Source organism: Kitasatospora sp. NPDC018619 (assembly GCF_044391605.1).
Lineage (GTDB): Bacteria > Actinomycetota > Actinomycetes > Streptomycetales > Streptomycetaceae > Kitasatospora.
The window spans coordinates 253,757-270,091 of the sequence record NZ_JBISAI010000006.1; the positions used below are offsets into that span (position 1 = coordinate 253,757).

A 16,335-nucleotide genomic window follows, 5' to 3' on the forward strand; every position below is an offset into this window, starting at 1 on the left:
AGGCGGGTCGGGGCTACTGGCCGGGTGCCACCAGGCCGGACTCGTAGGCCAGCACCACGGCCTGGGCGCGGTCGCGCAGGCTGAGCTTGCCGAGGATCCGCCCGATGTGCGTCTTGACGGTCTGTTCGGCGAGCACCAGCGCGGCGGCTATCTCCTGGTTGGACAGGCCGCGGGCGATCAGCTCCAGCACCTCGGTCTCACGCGGCGTCAGGCCGTTGAGCCGCACCCTGGGGTCGTGGCGCCGGGCGGGCCGGGTGCGGGCGAAGTCCTCGATCAGCCGGCGGGTCACCGAGGGGGCGAGCAGCGCCTCGCCCGCCGCGACCACCCGGACCGCGGCGATCAGGTCGGCCGGCGGGGCGTCCTTGAGCAGGAAGCCGCTGGCCCCGGCGCGCAGCGCCTCGTACACGTAGTCGTCCACGTCGAAGGTGGTCAGCATCAGGACCTTGGGCCGGTGGGCGCCGGGCACGGACGGGTCGAGCAGCCGCCGGGCCGCCTCCAGGCCGTCCATGACGGGCATCCGGACGTCCATCAGCACCAGGTCGGGGTGGGTGCGGCCGTTGACCTCCAGGGCCTGGGCGCCGTCCGCCGCGTCCCCCACCACGTCGATGTCGCTCTGGGCGTTGAGCAGGGCCGCGAAGCCCGCGCGCACCATGGCCTGGTCGTCGACGATGATCACGCGGATGGTCATGCGGTGGTCTCCCGGGGGTTGGGGCGGTCGAGGGGCAGGACGGCGGCCACCTTGAAGCCGCCGTCCGGCAGCGGGCCGGTGTCCAGCCTGCCATCGACCAGCCGGACGCGTTCGCGCATTCCGACCAACCCCTGCCCGGTGCCCTCGACGGAGGCCTCCAGCGACTCGGTGCGCTCCGGCGGGGGCGCGTTGACCACCGTCACCAGCAGCGCCGGGCCGTCCGCCGTGAGCGAGACCCACGTCCGGGCGCCGGGGGCGTGCCGCACCACGTTGGCCAGCGCCTCCTGCACGATCCGGTACGCGGACAGGCCCAGGGCCTGCGGCACCCGGTCCGCCAGGCCGGGCTCCACCCTCAGCTCGGCCGGCACCCCGGCCCGGCCCACCGTCTCGACCAGCTGGGCGAGTTGGCCGACGCCGGGCTGCGGGGCCCTCTCCCCGCCGGACTCCTCGCTGCGCAGCACGCCGAGCAGCCGGCGCATCTCGGCCAGCGACTCGCGGGCGGTGCCGGCGATCGCGGTGAACTCCTCGGCGGCCTCGTCCGGCACCCCGGTGATCCGGTACGGCGCGCTCGCCGCCTGCACCGCTATGACGGACATGTGGTGCGCCACCACGTCGTGCAACTCCCGTGCGATCCGGGCGCGTTCCTCCAGGAGGGTGCGGCGTTCGCGCTCGACCTCGCTGATGTGCTCCTGCTCGGAGAGCAGCCGGCGCGCCTCGGCACGGTCCCGGACGGCCCAGCCGAGCAGCAGCGCGGCGCCGCTGAGCGCGATCAGCAGCATGGTGGTGCCGTCGCCGGAGCGGGGCAGGCCGAGCGTGGTGGTGAGCACGGTGAGCGCGACGGTGGCCAGCCAGACCGAGACCAGGGTGGCCCGGCTCTCCCGCAGCGCCAGGGCGACCATCAGGAAGCAGTAGGCGATGATCATCGGCGCCGTCCACGGCCAGCTGCCCGCCAGCTGGTCGTGGCGGGCGGTGACGGCGGCGGTGGTGACCAGGGCGGCGGCGCTGATCCACCAGGCGGCCAGCGGCCGGGTGACGGCGAGCAGCAGCGGCGCGGTCTGGGCGACGGTCAGTGCGCCGGCCACCGGCAGCACCACGTCGTAGAAGCCGACGAGGTTGGCGATGCCGGTGGGGATCAGCGAGGCCTGGAGGACGAGCGCGACGACGTACGGCAGTCGGCGCACCCAGGGCCGGCGGGCGGTGGCCAGCAGCGGGGTCTCGTCCTCGCTCGGGGTGGTCAGGTGGTGGCGCAGGACGCGCAGTCGGCGCAGTGCGTAGCCGCGGGCGTCGGCGGTGGTGGGAGTCTTCATCGCGGGCCAGCCTAGGAGCGCCGCACCGCGCCGTCGTCGCACTGGAGCGCGAACTTCCGGGGGGCTACCGGGGTACCGGGGTGATACCCCGGTATGACCCCGGGGGCGTGCGGGGCTACCCGCGGCCGTGCCAGTGGCCGGCCAGGGCCGGGCCCAGTTGGTCGAAGTAGCGCTCGATCACCGCGACCATCCCCTCGGGGCCGGCCGGCTCGCGCTCCGCGCTCCAGGACAGGTGGGCCGCGCGCAGCAGGCTGCCGAAGACGGCGGCGAGCACCGCCGGGCGCAGGTCCTCGGCCGGGTCCAGGCCCTCGCGTTCGGCGAGCACCCGGACGACCAGCCGCTCCTGCTCGGTGACCCGCCGCAGGTGGGCGGCGAGCAGCGGGGGCGTCTCCTCGATCACCCGCATGAGTTCGAGGGCGCTGTGGATCGAGCCGGGGCCGGAGGCCTCCTCGCTGCCGAGGTCGCGCCAGGCCTTGACGATCGCGGCGCGCAGGGCCTGGAGCGGGGTCTCCTCGGCGGGGCGGTTGCGCAGGCACTCCATGAAGTAGTCCTCGGCCACGGCCATCACGGCCAGGGCGACCTCGTCCTTGTTGGCGAAGTAGCGGAAGAAGGTGCGCTGGGAGACGTCGACGGCGGAGGCGATCTCGTCGACGGTGGTGCGGGCGAAGCCCTGCCGCAGGAAGAGCACGTGGGCGGCCTGGATCAGGGCGTACCGGGTCTGCTGCTTCTTGCGCTCGCGCAGTCCGGGGGTGCGCCCGGGGCGCTCCGGGGCGTCGGTGGTGCGGGCGGTGTGAGCGGCCATGAGCTGGGGCCTTCCGGAGCGCTGGGCGGACGTGGGAAGCACAACTCTAGCGTTCTGACAAATGGCAGTAATGGCCAGAAGTCACTGTTTGCCGAATGTCAGACACTGACATAATCTGCCGGGGTGGCGCCCGTCGGGCCGGGGCACCTGTGGGGACGGGTGGGCCGGGGCGCCACGACCACGTCCCGCACCAGCCACCTCCCCGGAGGGCCACAGATGAGCCAGTCCGTCGTCGAGAACTCCGAGGCAAAGGCGCCGCCGCCGAACCCGCCGTCGGGCAGCGGCCTGCGGGGGCACCCCTGGCTGACCCTGCTGACCGTCGCGGTCGGCGTGATGATGGTCGCGCTCGACGGCACGATCGTCGCCATCGCCAACCCGGTGATCCAGGAGAAGCTGCACGCGGCGCCCTCCGAGATCCAGTGGGTCACCAGCGGCTACCTGCTGGCCCTGGCCGTCTTCCTGGTCACCGCCGGCAAGATCGGCGACCGCTTCGGCCACAGGACCACCTTCCTGGTCGGCGCGGTCGGCTTCGCCGCCACCTCGGCCGCGATCGGCTTCGCCGGCGACATCCGGACCGTGATCGCCTTCCGGGTGCTCCAGGGCCTGTTCGGCGCGCTGCTCCAGCCGGCCGCGCTCGGCCTGCTGCGCGGCGCCTTCCCGGCCGAGCGGCTCAACATGGCGATCGGCATCTGGGGCGGGGTGATCGGCGCCTCCACCGCGGCCGGCCCGATCGTCGGCGGACTCCTGGTCGAGCACGTCAACTGGGAGTCGGTGTTCTTCATCAACGTCCCGGTCGGCCTGGTCGCACTGGCGCTGGGCCTGTGGATCCTCAGGGACGTCCGGGCCGAGAAGGCCGCCAGGTCCTTCGACCTGCCCGGCATCGCGCTGCTCTCGGTGGGGATGTTCGCGCTGGTCTTCGGCATCATCAAGGCGCCCGAGTGGGGCTGGGGCGACGGGCGGACGCTGCTGTTCCTGGGCGGGGCGGTGCTCCTGATGGTGCTGTTCGCGCTCTGGCAGGGCCGGGCCCGCGAGCCGCTCGTCCCGCTCGGGCTGTTCCGCTCGGTGCCGCTGTCGGCGGGCGTGCTGCTGATGGTGCTGATGGCCTTCGCGTTCTTCGGCGCGATCTTCTTCGTGACCTTCTACCTCCAGAACGTGCACGGGATGAAGCCGGTCGAGGCCGGCGTCCACCTGCTGCCGATGACCGGCATGATGATCATCGGCTCCCCGCTGGCGGGCATCGCGATCGGCAGGCTGGGCCCGCGCGTCCCGATCGTGGCCGGCATGCTGGTCACCACCCTCGCGATGTACGGCATGTCCACCCTGGACACCGGCTCCGGCAACGGCGTGATGTCGCTCTGGTTCGTCCTGATGGGCCTCGGCATCAGCCCGGTCATGGTCGGCGCCACCGAGGTGATCGTCGGCAACGCCCCGCTGGAGCTCTCCGGCGTGGCCGGCGGCCTCCAGCAGGCCGCGATGCAGGTCGGCGGCAGCCTGGGCACCGCGGTGCTGGGCGCGCTGATGGCCGCGAAGGTCGGCGACGTGCTGCCGGGCAACTGGGCCAGGGCCGGCCTGCCGCCGGTCGAGGGCGCGGCCGGCGAGGGCCTCAGGCAGGCCGCCCAGCTCGGCATCGCCCCGCCGGCCCCGGCCGGCACCCCCCAGCAGGCGGTGGACGCGATGGCCGGCGCCGTCCACGAGTCCTTCGTGAGCGGGATGTCGCTGGCCTTCGCGGTGGCCGCCGTGGTGGCCTTCGCCGCCGCCGTGCTCGGCCTGCTCACCCGCCGCGGCAGCACCGACGCCGGCCCGGCCGTGCACATCTGACCGGCGGGCCGAGGGCCCCGGACCCCGCGTGGGGGCCGGGGCCCTCGCGTCGCTCAGGCCCGGGCGAGCGCCACCAGCGGGATGGTCCGGGGAGCGGCCCGGAAGCCCTCGAACCGGGGCTGGGCCGCGATCCGGCGCTCCCGGAGCGCGTCGTGCTCGGCCGGGTCGACGGGGGCCGCCAGCGCCGGGTAGCGCTCGGCGCCGACCTCGAGCGTCACCTCGGGGCGGGCCGGCAGGTCGCGGTACCAGAGCGGATCGGTGGGGCTGCCGCCGTTGGAGGCGAAGACCACCAGCCGCCCGCCGTCCGCCAGGTGGACCAGGGGGGTGGTGCGGAGGCTCGCCGCTGCGGGCGCCCACCACGGTGAGCAGCAGGACCGGAGCGTCGGCGAGCGCCCCGCCGACCACCCCCTGCCGGGCGCGGAACTCCGCGATGACGTTCCGGTTGAAGCCGTCGCCGGGTTCGGGGTGCGGTCCGCGGGCGCCGGGCCTCGTCCGTTCGTCATGCCGCCGAGCGCAGGGCCTCACACCGGTGTGAAGGGCGAACCGGAGCCGGATCGCGCCGGACGCCGGACACCGGCCGGGGAACGCCGAAGGGCCGGACCTCCGTGCGGAGGTCCGGCCCCTCAGGGCCTGCTACGGGCCGGTCAGGCGTCGCCGCCGGCGGCGCCCGGGTCGGCCGCGGCCACGTCCAGCAGCTGGTAGCGGTCGATCGCGTCCTTCAGCGCCGAGCGGTCGATCCTGCCCTGCTTGGCGAGCTCGGTGAGCACCGCCAGGACGACCGACTGCGCGTCGATGTGGAAGAAGCGACGGGCCGCGCCACGGGTGTCGGCGAAGCCGAAGCCGTCGGCGCCCAGCGACTGGTACTGGCCCGGCACCCAGCGGGCGATCTGGTCCGGCACCGCGCGCATCCAGTCGGACACCGCGACGACCGGGCCCTCGGAGCCCTGGAGCTTCCGGGTGACGTACGGCACGCGCTGCTGCTCCTCGGGGTGCAGCAGGTTGAACTCCTCGGCCTCCACCGCGTCGCGGCGCAGCTCGTTCCAGGAGGTCGCGGACCAGACGTCGGCCTTGACGTTCCACTCCTCGGCCAGGATGCGCTGGGCCTCCAGGGCCCACGGCACGGCCACGCCGGAGGCGAGGATCTGGGCCGGGATCTGGCCGGCGGTGCCCGGCGCGTACTTGTGCAGACCCTTGAGGATGCCCTCGACGTCCACGTTCTCGGGCTCGGCCGGCATCCTGATCGGCTCGTTGTAGACGGTGAGGTAGTAGAACACGTCCTCGCCGTGCGGGTGCTCGGCGCTGGAGCCGTACATCCGCCGCAGACCGTCCTGGACGATGTGCGCGATCTCGAAGCCGTACGCCGGGTCGTAGGCCACCACGCCGGGGTTGGTCGAGGCCAGCAGGTGCGAGTGGCCGTCCGCGTGCTGGAGGCCCTCACCGGTCAGCGTGGTGCGGCCGGCGGTGGCGCCCAGCACGAAGCCGCGGGCCAGCTGGTCGGCCATCTGCCAGAACTGGTCGCCGGTGCGCTGGAACCCGAACATCGAGTAGAAGACGTACACCGGGATCAGCGGCTCGCCGTGGGTGGCGTAGGACGAGCCGGCGGCGATCAGCGAGGCGGTGCAGCCCGCCTCGGAGATGCCGTCGTGCAGCATCTGGCCCTTCGGCGACTCCTTGTAGGCGAGGAGCAGGTCCCGGTCGACCGACTCGTAGGTCTGGCCGAGCGGGTTGTAGATCTTCGCCGACGGGAACAGCGAGTCCATGCCGAAGGTGCGGTACTCGTCCGGCGCGATCGGCACGAAGCGGTTGCCGATGCCCTTGTCCCGCATGAGGTCCTTGAGCAGCCGGACGAACGCCATGGTGGTGGCGATGGTCTGGTTGCCGGAGCCCTTCTTGACCGCCTTGTACGCGTCGTCGCCGGGCAGCTCCAGCTTCCGCGGGCGGACCTTGCGGGTCGGCACGTAGCCGCCGAGCTCCTGCCGGCGGTCGTGCATGTACTGGATCTCCTCCGAGTCGCGGCCCGGGTGGTAGTACGGCGGCAGGCCGTCCTCGAGCTGCTTGTCGGTGATCGGCAGGTGCAGCCGGTCGCGGAAGCGCTTCAGGTCCTCGACCGTCAGCTTCTTCATCTGGTGGGTGGCGTTGCGGCCCTCGAAGTTGGGGCCCAGCGTCCAGCCCTTGACCGTCTGGGCGAGGATGACCGTCGGCTGGCCCTTGTGCTCGCGGGCCGCCTTGAACGCCGCGTAGATCTTCTTGTGGTCGTGGCCGCCGCGACCCAGGTGCTGGATCTGCTGGTCGGTCATGTTCTCGACCATGGCGCGCAGGCGCAGGTCGCCGCCGAAGAAGTGCTCGCGGATGTACGCACCGGTCTCGGTGGCGTAGGTCTGGAACTGGCCGTCCACGGTGGTGTTCAGCTTGTTCACCAGGATGCCGTCGCGGTCCTGCGCGAGCAGCGGGTCCCAGCTGCGGTCCCAGACCAGCTTGATCACGTTCCAGCCGGCGCCCCGGAACTGGGACTCCAGCTCCTGGATGATCTTGCCGTTGCCGCGGACCGGGCCGTCCAGGCGCTGGAGGTTGCAGTTGACCACGAAGGTCAGGTTGTCCAGGCCCTCACGGGCGGCCAGGGACAGCTGGCCGAGCGACTCGGGCTCGTCCATCTCGCCGTCGCCCAGGAAGGCGTAGACGTGCGAGTCGGAGGTGTCCTTGATGCCGCGGTGCTCCAGGTACCGGTTCATCCGGGCCTGGTAGATCGCGCCGAGCGGGCCGAGGCCCATCGAGACGGTCGGGAACTCCCAGAAGTCCGGCATCAGCCGCGGGTGCGGGTAGCTGGAGAGGCCGTACGGGGCCTTCGACTTCTCCTGGCGGAACGCGTCGAGCTGCTGCTCGGTGAGCCGGTCCAGCAGGAAGGCGCGGGCGTAGATGCCGGGGGAGGCGTGGCCCTGGAAGAAGACCTGGTCGCCCGACTCGCCCTCGGCGTCCTTGCCGCGGAAGAAGTAGTTGAAGCCGACGTCGTACAGCGACGCGGAGGAGGCGAAGGTGGCGATGTGGCCACCGACGCCGATGCCCGGGCGCTGCGCCCGGGAGACCATGACGGCCGCGTTCCACCGGGTCGCGTTGAGGATCTTCCGCTCGATCTCCTCGTTGCCGGGGAAGAACGGTTCGTCCTTGGTCGCGATGGTGTTGACGTAGTCCGTGCTGCGCATCTCGGGCACGGCGACACGCTTCTCGCGGGCGCGCTCGATCAGCCGCAGCATCAGGTAGCGGGCACGCTCGCGCCCCCGCTCGTCGATGGCCGCATCGAGCGACTCCAGCCATTCCGCGGTCTCCTCGGGATCGAAGTCCGGGACCTGACTCGGAAGGCCGCCAATGATGATCGGGTTGCGATCGGATCCGGAAGCCACGCTGTTCCTTCACTGTCGGTCGAAACTGAGGTGTGTCGCGCCGCCTCCATCGTGCTACCGCGCTCGGAGATCCGTCATCTCTACCGATCGGTAACCGTTCCGCCTGGTGGGCGGGCCGGTCTGGCGGTGCGCGGTGCGGGCGTCTGCCGTCCGCTCCGTACACCCCCGGGTGTTACGAAAAGAGGTGGTCCGACCTGGTGTCCCGTCCGCCCGATGGCGGGCGGCCGGGGTGAGGGCCAACAGGAGACTCTACGCCCGCGCACGCGCGGACCCCGAATGCCGTTCGCATCTCGGGCACGTGTACGGCCTGTGGACCGGGACCACCCGAAGCATCCTCGGCACATGCAGAAAAGGGCAAATCGGTGTGATTCCCGCCACCTCCCGCGGCGTGTCCCGCTGCGACACGTCAACCTTTGGAGGGGATCGGAGGTCGGGTACTTGCGCGAACCGCCGCGCCCGTGTGGACTACGGCCACAGCCTCGGCATGGATGCCGAGCCGAATACTGGAGGTTATTCCCGTGAGCGCGACCGCGGACCCCGCGGACAAGTCCAACCCGGCGACCCGTCTCGGCTTCGAAGAGGGCCAGATCGTTCAGGAGCTGGGGTACGACGACGACACTGACCAGGATCTCCGCGAGGGCATCGAGGAGATCACCGGGACGGATCTCGTCGACGAGGACTACGACGACGTCGCCGACGCCGTCCTGCTGTGGCACCGCGACGACGACGGGGACCTCACCGACGCCCTCGTCGACGCGCTGGAGTACCTCGCGGAGGGCGGCCTGATCTGGCTGATGACGCCCAAGACCGGGCGGGACGGCCACATCGAGGCGTCCGACATCAGCGACGCTGCCAAGACCGCGGGTCTGTCCCAGACCAGCTCGATCAACATCGTCAAGGACTGGGCGGCCACCCGGCTCACGACCAAGTCCACGGCGAAGCCGGGCGGCAAGCGCTGAGCGGGTTCTGAGGCCCCGCACCGGGCCCCGCCGGAGGAACCCCTCCGGCGGGGCCCGCTGCATTCCCCGCCGGTCCGGCCGCCCCGCGCCGCGGCGCCCCGTCCCCCGGACGGCCCGCCGGCCCGTTCGCGGACGGCGAACGCGGCGGGCCCCGCCGCGCTGCCTCATCCGTTCGGCGCAACGGCCGTAAGCGGATGCGAGGATGTGGCCTGCCGCGCCCGCCGCGCGGCGCGGTCGCGTCAGAAAGGTCCCGTTCATGGCCATCGAGGTCGGCACCCAGGCTCCGGACTTCGAGCTCAACAACCAGCACGGCGAGGCCGTCCGGCTCTCCGACTTCCGCGGCCGGAAGAACGTCCTCCTGGTCTTCTACCCGTTCGCCTTCACCGGGGTCTGCACCGGCGAGCTGGGCGCGATCCAGCGGGAGCTGGCCGGCCTCCAGAACGACGCCGTGCAGGTGCTCGGCATCTCCTGCGACTCGCAGTTCTCCCAGCGGGTCCTCGCCGACCGCGAGGGCCTGGGGTTCCCGCTGCTGGCCGACTTCTGGCCGCACGGCGAGGTCACCGGGGCGTACGGCGTCCTCGACGAGGAGCGGGGCTGCCCGCTGCGCGGGTCCTTCGTGGTCGACACCTCCGGGACGGTGCGCTGGAGCGTCGTCAACGGCCTCCCGGACGCCCGGGACGAGCAGGAGTACCTGCGGGTGCTCGCGGCGCTCTGAGGCCCCGGCCCGGGGCTCCTCAGGCGCACCGGGCCGCTCCGGCACCCCCGGGGCACCGCCGGCCGGGTGCCGTGGGGCCGTGTCCGGCCTGATCAGAGGTGCGGACGGGAACCCCGTACTACGCTCGGGCCGTTGGCGGGGTGGGAAGCGGGGGCCGACCGGCCTCCCGCCGCCCCGGACCGCACCACCGGGGGCACCGACGGACGTGCCTCCCGATTCTTGGAGGACACGTGGGAGTCAGCCTCAGCAAGGGCGGCAACGTCTCGCTCACCAAGGAGGCGCCGGGTCTGACGGCCGTGGTCGTCGGCCTGGGCTGGGACGTCCGGACCACCACCGGCGCCGACTTCGACCTGGACGCCAGCGCCCTGCTGTGCAACGCCCAGGGCAAGGTCACCTCGGACGGCAACTTCGTGTTCTTCAACAACCTGAAGAGCCCGGACGGATCGGTCGAGCACACCGGTGACAACCTGACCGGCGAGGGCGAGGGCGACGACGAGTCGATCAAGGTGAACCTGTCCGCCGTCCCGGCGGACGTCGAGAAGATCGTCTTCCCGGTGTCGATCTACGACGCGGAGACCCGCAGCCAGAACTTCGGCCAGGTGCGCAACGCGTTCATCCGCGTGGTGAACCAGGCGGACAACTCGGAGCTGGCCCGCTACGACCTCTCCGAGGACGCCTCGACCGAGACCGCGATGGTCTTCGGCGAGCTGTACCGCAACGGCGCCGAGTGGAAGTTCCGCGCCATCGGCCAGGGCTACGCCTCCGGCCTGCGGGGCATCGCGCAGGACTTCGGCGTCAACGTCTGAGCCCTCGCCGGCACCCTGCGGCGCGGGCCGCGCGCCGTGCACCCGGGGCGGCCCCGGACCTCCGTGGTCCGGGGCCGCCCCGGTTCCGTGCGCCCCGGTGCCGCGCCGGTCCGCGGCGCTGCGAGGATGTGAGTTCAGGAAGTTCAGCCGACCGGAGCCGGTCGGCCGGGGCCTCGGGGGGCTACACCTGGATGGCGCCCCGGGGAGAAGCAAGGGAGGAAGAACGACATGGTGGTCACGCTCGCCAAGGGCGGCAACGTCTCGCTCACCAAGGCCGCGCCGAACCTGACGCAGGTCCAGATCGGCCTCGGCTGGTCCGCCCGTTCGACCACGGGCGCCCCGTTCGACCTCGACGCGAGCGCCCTGATCTGTGGTGGCGGGCGGGTGCTCGGCGACGAGTACTTCGTCTTCTACAACAACCTCAAGAGCCCCGAGGGCTCGGTGGAGCACCAGGGCGACAACCTCACCGGCGGCGACGAAACGGGTGACGACGAGGTGGTCCAGGTCAACCTGGACCTCGTCCCGGCCCAGGCCGACAAGGTGGTCTTCGCGGTCTCGATCTACGAGGCCGAGGCGCGGCTCCAGAACTTCGGACAGGTCCGCAACGCCTACATCCGGGTCGTCAACTCGCTCGACGGCCAGGAGATCGCCCGCTACGACCTGTCCGAGGACGCGTCCGCCGAGACCGCGATGATCTTCGGCGAGCTGTACCGCTACGCGGGCGAGTGGAAGTTCCGCGCGGTGGGCCAGGGGTACGCCTCCGGCCTGCGCGGCATCGCGCTCGACTTCGGTGTGAACGTACAGTAAGGGCGGAAATCGGACTTATCGCACCCGACCCGATCATGAGAACAGAGGGCAGTGCGGGGGTGACCTGACCGGGCCCGGCCCGGTCAGGGACGTCTCGGGGACGAGGCATCCCCGGCACGGCCAGAACCCGAAAGGTACCCAACTCCCGTGTTCCTCCGCACATTCGGCTGGTCGTTCGCGATCACCGCCATCGGCCTGGTCGCGGCCGGACTGCTCTGGGGAGCCCAAGGCTTCGGCATCGTGCTGATCCTCTCCATCCTGGAGATCTCCCTGTCCTTCGACAACGCGGTGGTCAACGCCACGGTGTTGAAGCGGATGAACCCGTACTGGCAGAAGATCTTCCTGACCGTCGGTGTGCTCATCGCGGTCTTCGGCATGCGCCTGGTCTTCCCGCTGCTGGTCGTGGGCCTCACCGCGAAGCTCGCCCCGGCGACGGTCATCGACCTCGCGCTGCACTCCGACAAGACCCACGACGGCCTCACCTACGGCCAGTACCTGGAGGCGGCCAACCCGGCCATCGCGGCCTTCGGCGGCGTCTTCCTGCTGATGATCTTCCTCGACTTCCTCTTCGAGGAGAAGGACCACAACTGGCTGTCCTGGATCGAGCGCCCGCTGGAGAAGGTCGGCAAGCTGGAGGCCTTCTCCTCCGTCGTCGCGCTGGTCGCCCTGCTGCTGGCCTCCAACTTCTTCGCCGGGGAGCACGCCGAGACGGTGCTGCTCGCCGGGGTCCTCGGCCTGGTCACCTACCTCGCGGTGAACGGCCTCTCCTCGTTCTTCGAATCGGGCCTGGAGGCCGAGGAGGAGCGCGAGGAGGAGGCGGAGAAGGCCGGCAAGTCGATCGTCCAGGTCGGCGGCAAGGCGGCGTTCTTCCTCTTCCTCTACCTGGAGGTCCTGGACGCCTCGTTCTCCTTCGACGGCGTGGTCGGCGCGTTCGCGATCTCCAGCGACATCTTCCAGATCACCCTGGGCCTCGGCATCGGCGCGATGTACATCCGCTCGCTGACCGTCTTCCTGGTCCGCAAGGGCACCCTGGACGACTACGTCTACCTGGAGCACGGCGCGCACTACGCGATCGGCGCGCTGGCGGCGATCCTGCTGGTCGGCATCAAGTACCACATCCCGGAGATCGTCACCGGCCTGATCGGCGTCGCCTTCATCGGGCTGGCACTCGGCTCGTCCGTCCTGCGCAACCGGCGCGAGGGCGCGGACGAGGGCGAGGAGCCGGAGCTGGTCGGCAGCGGCAAGTAGCGCTCCCGCCCGCACACGCGAACGGCCGCCCCCGGGGTCTTCCGGGGGCGGCCGTTCGCGTGGTTCCTGGTCCCTGACGGGCGCCCGGTCAGCCGAGCTGCTGCTCGATCGCGCGCAGCTTGCGCTCCAGCGAGTCCAGCTTCGGCATCGACAGGGTGTCGTCGTCGGCCGTCAGGTCGATGGTCGAGCCGCTGCGGGACGACCCGGTGCCGGTCGCCGGGGACGACGAGTACGAGGACGGGTACGAGGAGGAGCCGACGGCGGCGCGCGGGCGGCGGGCGGCGTCCAGGGCGGCCGGCTCCAGCGAGTCGGCGGCGGAGGCGGTCGGGGTGGTGGCGTCGGATCCCGCGGCTAGGGCAGGCTCCGTAGCGCTCGGGCCGTCTCCGGCAGCCGTGAGGGCGGGGACCTGGCGGCCGCCGCGGGCCCGGGCGAGCATGCCGCCCTGGCGGGAGATGGCCTTCAGCTCGGCCCGCTCGCGGCGGTCGGCGGTCCGGGCGCGGGCCTTGGCGTCCAGCTTCGCCTGGCGCTCCTCGCGCACCTCCTCGACCGCCTCGTCCAGGCTGCGGACGTTCTCCAGCAGCATCAGCGACCACGCCGCGTAGGTCTCGCGCGGGGCGCGCAGCCAGCGGACGATGCGGATCTGCGGCAGCGGGCGCGGCACCAGGCCCTGCTCGCGCAGCGCGGCCTTGCGGGTCTGCTTGAGCGCCCGGTCGAACAGGATCGCCGCCGAGATCGACATGCCGGAGAAGAACTGCGGGGCGCCGTCGTGCGACACGCCGCGCGGGGCGTGCACCCAGTTGAACCAGGCCGAGGCGATCGCGAACACCCAGACCAGCAGGCGCGAGCCGAGCGCGGCGTCGCCGTGGCTGGCCTCGCGGACGGCCAGCACCGAGCAGAACATCGCGGCGCCGTCCAGGCCGAACGGGACGAGGTACTCCCAACCGCCGGACAGGCCCAGGTTCTCCTTGCCGAAACCGACCAGGCCGTGGAAGGACAGCGCCGCGGCGACACCGGCGCAGCAGAACAGCAGCGTGTACGAGGAGATGCCGTAGATCATCTCCTTGCGCCGGCGGCGCTCCTCGCTGCGCTCCCAGGAGTCGCCGGACTCGTCCTTCTTCGAGTTCTTGAATCGCAGCGTCGCCATCAGGAGGGCGACGAACAGCAGGGCTGCGCCGCCGACGACGGTCCAGACCAGCTGTATGGAGGTCAGGTTCATTGCGGGTCGGGCCTCGGGTTTCCGCAGGGGACAGGTTCACAGCGCGACACAGGCGGTCAGGGCCCGCCGGGCGGGCACTGCCTGACGGTTCGTTCGTCGCCGCACGGCATGCCCGCCGCATCCGCGCAGGGGCGGACGGGACGCCTGTGCGGCTAGACGATATCGCGTCCGAGGGGGCGGCATGTTACGGGAGGGCGGCTTCCCGGAGCCAGTCGACCCGCCGGTGGGGGCCGGATGGGTAGCACGGGCGCCGGACGGGGTATCGGACGCCCGGGCCGATGCCCGATCATTGGTCGGCGGACCGTCAGAACGCCTGGCGGGAGCAGGGGGAGAGGACGGCATGGTCTCGATCTGGGAGTACCTGCGCGGGGACAGGAGCTACACCTTCGACAACCCCGGCGGCCAGCACAAGGTCATACTCACCAAGTCGGCCCCGCAGCACGCCATCACCGGGCCGGCCGCCACCACCGGCTACCTCTACGTCAACCTGCACTGGACGATGAGTGCCGGCGGCGGCCCCCGGCCGGGCGTGCTGGAGTCCGTCAGGCGGTTCTTCAGCCCGCGGTTCCTGCGCCCGCAGGAGCCGGACGCGGCACAGCTCAGCGGGCCGACGAACGTCGACCTCGACCTCGCCTGCATGTACGAGCTCTCGGACGGCACGACGGGGGTGGTGCAACCGCTCGGCGGGCTCTTCGGCGACCTCCAGAACGCGCCGTACATCAAGCTCAGCGGCGACGACCAGTACGGGGCGCCGTCCGGCGAGACGATGTACGTCAACCTGGAGAAGAAGGACAGGTTCAAGCGGCTGCTGATCTTCGTCTACATCTACGACGGCACGCCGGCCTTCGAGCAGTCGCACGCGGTGGTCACCATCGTCCCGCAGACCGGGCCGCGGATCGAGATCAAGCTGGAGGAGCGGGCCCGGGCGGCGCGCTCCTGCGCGGTGGTGCTGATCGAGAACGAGGGGGACAACCAGCTGACGGTGCGCCGCGAGGTGCGCTACGTCAACGGGTTCCAGGCGGACATCGACCGGCTGTACGGCTTCGGGATGCAGTGGCAGCGCGGGTACAAGGGCGAGTGACCGCGCCGGCGGCGTCCGGGGCGGCGGGGCGGGGCAGCCCCGCCGGGGGCGTCAGCGGGGCTGGAACTGCGGGCCCTGCGGGGGCAGCGCGAAGTCCTCGCCGGGGGCCGGCGGCTGGGCGGCCGGGGGCTGCGGCGGGACGGGCGGCTGCTGGCCGCTGCCCTGCTGGGGGTAGCCGTAGCCGGCCGGGCGCTGCTGCGGGGGCGCGGGGTGGTTCGGGGCGGGGGGGTTCGGGGCCGGGTGGCTGGGCTGGGGGTAGCCGTAACCGCCCGGCTGCTGGTAGGGCTGCGGGCCGGCGCCCTGCTGCGGGTAGCCGTAGCCGCCGGCGGGCTGCTGCCCGGGCCCGCCGTACCCCGCGCCGGACTGCTGGGGGTAGCCGTAGCCGGTGCCGCTCTGGTGGCCCGGGGGAGCGGCGGGCGGCGGGGGCACGGTCGGCGGGGCCGAGGGCGGGGGCGGGGCCGTCGGGGCGGCCGCGGCGGCCGCTGCGGGCGCCGCGGCCTGGGCGGGCGGGGCCTGCGGGACGGCCGGGGCCAGGGTGAAGGTGCCCGGCTCGGGGGCGGCGGAGCGCGGGTCCGGCAGCGGGGTGGTGCGCGGGTCGAACGCGCCGGACGCCGACACGGGGGGCGGCGTCGGGTCGGGCTCCGCCTCGTCGTCCACGGTGATGCCGAAGTCGGTGGCGAGGCCGACCAGTCCGGAGGTGTAGCCCTGGCCGACCGCCCGGAACTTCCACGCCCCGGAGCGGCGGTACAGCTCGCCCGCGACCAGGGCGGTGACGTTCTCGGGGTCGTCGATCGCGAACTCGGCCAGCGGGGGCGCGCCCTCGCCCGCCGCGGCGTCGAAGAGCGCCAGGCGCAGCCCCGGGACGGCGCGGAACGACCCGCCCTCGGAGGAGCCGGCCAGCACCACGCGGTCCACCTCGGCGGGCAGCTTGCCCAGCTCGACCTCGACCGTGTCGATGATCTCGGCGCCGCCGGCGGTCTGCTGCTTGGGCAGGTGGCGGACCAGGCCGGAGGGGTGGCGGGGCTGGTTGTAGAAGACGAAGTCGGCGTCCGAGCGGACCTTGCCGGAGGCGCCGAGCAGCAGCGCGGACGCGTCCACGTCCGGCGCACCGGGCGTGGCGCTCCAGCGCAGCACGGCGCGGACCGCCGCCGCCGGCAGTGCGATGTTGGCGCCCTTGGCCATCACGTGCGTCATAGCCGACCATCCTGCCTGTTCGCCACCCCTTCGGACAACGTGACCGGACCGGTCCGTGCCGCGTCGGACTTTGCCAAGACTTGCGCTTTCGGAGGTTTGCCGCCGTCGTTTCCCGGATCGGCCACCGGTCCTCCAAGATCGTCGAAGTGGACCGGGATGTTCCGGGAGTTCAGTGCCGCGGAACCGGGGGCGGCCGGATCCCGTCCGTACGATGGGCGGTCGAAAGGTCCCCGGGAGCCGGACGGAAGGGCGTCCGGCGCAGGCGCGCCCCGGGAACCACGGCGCCCGGTCGGCCGGTT

The 16,335-nt window shown here is 72.3% G+C and carries 14 protein-coding genes; 7 read left to right on the forward strand and 7 right to left on the reverse strand.

Features of this window, described 5'->3' with window-relative positions; genetic code table 11:
- Positions 1 to 13: 13 nt before the first annotated feature.
- From ACH5AR_RS11970 to ACH5AR_RS11980, 3 genes are all read right to left on the reverse strand, one after another.
- On the reverse strand, positions 14 to 688 hold the full coding sequence (locus ACH5AR_RS11970) for a response regulator (RefSeq protein ID WP_396301233.1): 675 nt from the start codon (positions 686 to 688) through the stop codon (positions 14 to 16).
- The gene (locus ACH5AR_RS11975; protein WP_396301234.1) at positions 685 to 1,995 is read right to left on the reverse strand and encodes a sensor histidine kinase; all 1,311 of its coding nucleotides are present in this window, start codon (positions 1,993 to 1,995) and stop codon (positions 685 to 687) included. Before ACH5AR_RS11975 ends, ACH5AR_RS11970 begins: the two co-directional genes overlap by 4 nt.
- A gap of 115 nt (positions 1,996 to 2,110) precedes the next feature.
- Positions 2,111 to 2,797 carry a TetR/AcrR family transcriptional regulator gene (locus ACH5AR_RS11980; protein WP_396301235.1) on the reverse strand — a complete coding sequence of 229 codons (687 nt, stop codon included), beginning with the start codon at positions 2,795 to 2,797 and terminating at the stop codon, positions 2,111 to 2,113.
- Positions 2,798 to 3,013: 216 nt separating this feature from the next.
- Between ACH5AR_RS11980 and ACH5AR_RS11985 the strand changes: the two genes are divergently transcribed.
- Complete coding sequence (locus tag ACH5AR_RS11985) at positions 3,014 to 4,615, forward strand: MFS transporter (protein ID WP_396301236.1); 1,602 nt, start codon at positions 3,014 to 3,016, stop codon at positions 4,613 to 4,615.
- Positions 4,616 to 4,668: 53 nt separating this feature from the next.
- On the opposite strand, the gene ACH5AR_RS11990 is transcribed toward ACH5AR_RS11985, so the two are convergent.
- Together ACH5AR_RS11990 and aceE are read right to left on the reverse strand one after the other, a co-directional pair.
- A complete protein-coding gene (locus ACH5AR_RS11990; protein WP_396301237.1) occupies positions 4,669 to 4,905 on the reverse strand; it encodes a nitroreductase/quinone reductase family protein in 237 nt (78 codons plus the stop codon).
- A gap of 354 nt (positions 4,906 to 5,259) precedes the next feature.
- Positions 5,260 to 8,010 carry a pyruvate dehydrogenase (acetyl-transferring), homodimeric type gene (aceE, locus tag ACH5AR_RS11995; RefSeq protein WP_396301238.1) on the reverse strand — a complete coding sequence of 917 codons (2,751 nt, stop codon included), beginning with the start codon at positions 8,008 to 8,010 and terminating at the stop codon, positions 5,260 to 5,262.
- Positions 8,011 to 8,528: 518 nt separating this feature from the next.
- Here aceE and ACH5AR_RS12000 point away from each other — a divergent pair.
- The 5 genes from ACH5AR_RS12000 (at position 8,529) to ACH5AR_RS12020 (ending at position 12,545) form a co-directional block, all read left to right on the forward strand.
- The gene (locus tag ACH5AR_RS12000) at positions 8,529 to 8,969 is read left to right on the forward strand and encodes a DUF3052 domain-containing protein (protein ID WP_396301239.1); all 441 of its coding nucleotides are present in this window, start codon (positions 8,529 to 8,531) and stop codon (positions 8,967 to 8,969) included.
- Between the two features lie 256 nt (positions 8,970 to 9,225).
- Complete coding sequence (locus tag ACH5AR_RS12005; RefSeq protein WP_396301240.1) at positions 9,226 to 9,684, forward strand: peroxiredoxin; 459 nt, start codon at positions 9,226 to 9,228, stop codon at positions 9,682 to 9,684.
- 230 nt (positions 9,685 to 9,914) lie between these two features.
- Entirely contained in the window at positions 9,915 to 10,490 is a 576-nt protein-coding gene (locus ACH5AR_RS12010) for a TerD family protein (protein WP_396301241.1), read from the forward strand.
- Between the two features lie 228 nt (positions 10,491 to 10,718).
- Positions 10,719 to 11,297, forward strand: coding sequence for a TerD family protein (locus ACH5AR_RS12015; protein WP_396301242.1), 579 nt, complete (start codon positions 10,719 to 10,721; stop codon positions 11,295 to 11,297).
- 147 nt (positions 11,298 to 11,444) lie between these two features.
- Positions 11,445 to 12,545 (forward strand): DUF475 domain-containing protein, encoded by a 1,101-nt coding sequence (locus ACH5AR_RS12020; RefSeq protein ID WP_396301243.1) that lies wholly within the window; start codon positions 11,445 to 11,447, stop codon positions 12,543 to 12,545.
- Between the two features lie 88 nt (positions 12,546 to 12,633).
- On the opposite strand, the gene ACH5AR_RS12025 is transcribed toward ACH5AR_RS12020, so the two are convergent.
- Positions 12,634 to 13,761, reverse strand: a complete 1,128-nt coding sequence (locus ACH5AR_RS12025; RefSeq protein ID WP_396301244.1) for a DUF2637 domain-containing protein — start codon at positions 13,759 to 13,761, stop codon at positions 12,634 to 12,636.
- A 340-nt stretch (positions 13,762 to 14,101) separates the two neighbouring features.
- Between ACH5AR_RS12025 and ACH5AR_RS12030 the strand changes: the two genes are divergently transcribed.
- Positions 14,102 to 14,842 (forward strand): Tellurium resistance, encoded by a 741-nt coding sequence (locus ACH5AR_RS12030; RefSeq protein ID WP_396301245.1) that lies wholly within the window; start codon positions 14,102 to 14,104, stop codon positions 14,840 to 14,842.
- A 51-nt stretch (positions 14,843 to 14,893) separates the two neighbouring features.
- On the opposite strand, the gene ACH5AR_RS12035 is transcribed toward ACH5AR_RS12030, so the two are convergent.
- Positions 14,894 to 16,036, reverse strand: coding sequence for a TerD family protein (locus ACH5AR_RS12035; RefSeq protein WP_396301246.1), 1,143 nt, complete (start codon positions 16,034 to 16,036; stop codon positions 14,894 to 14,896).
- Positions 16,037 to 16,335: the final 299 nt, after the last annotated feature.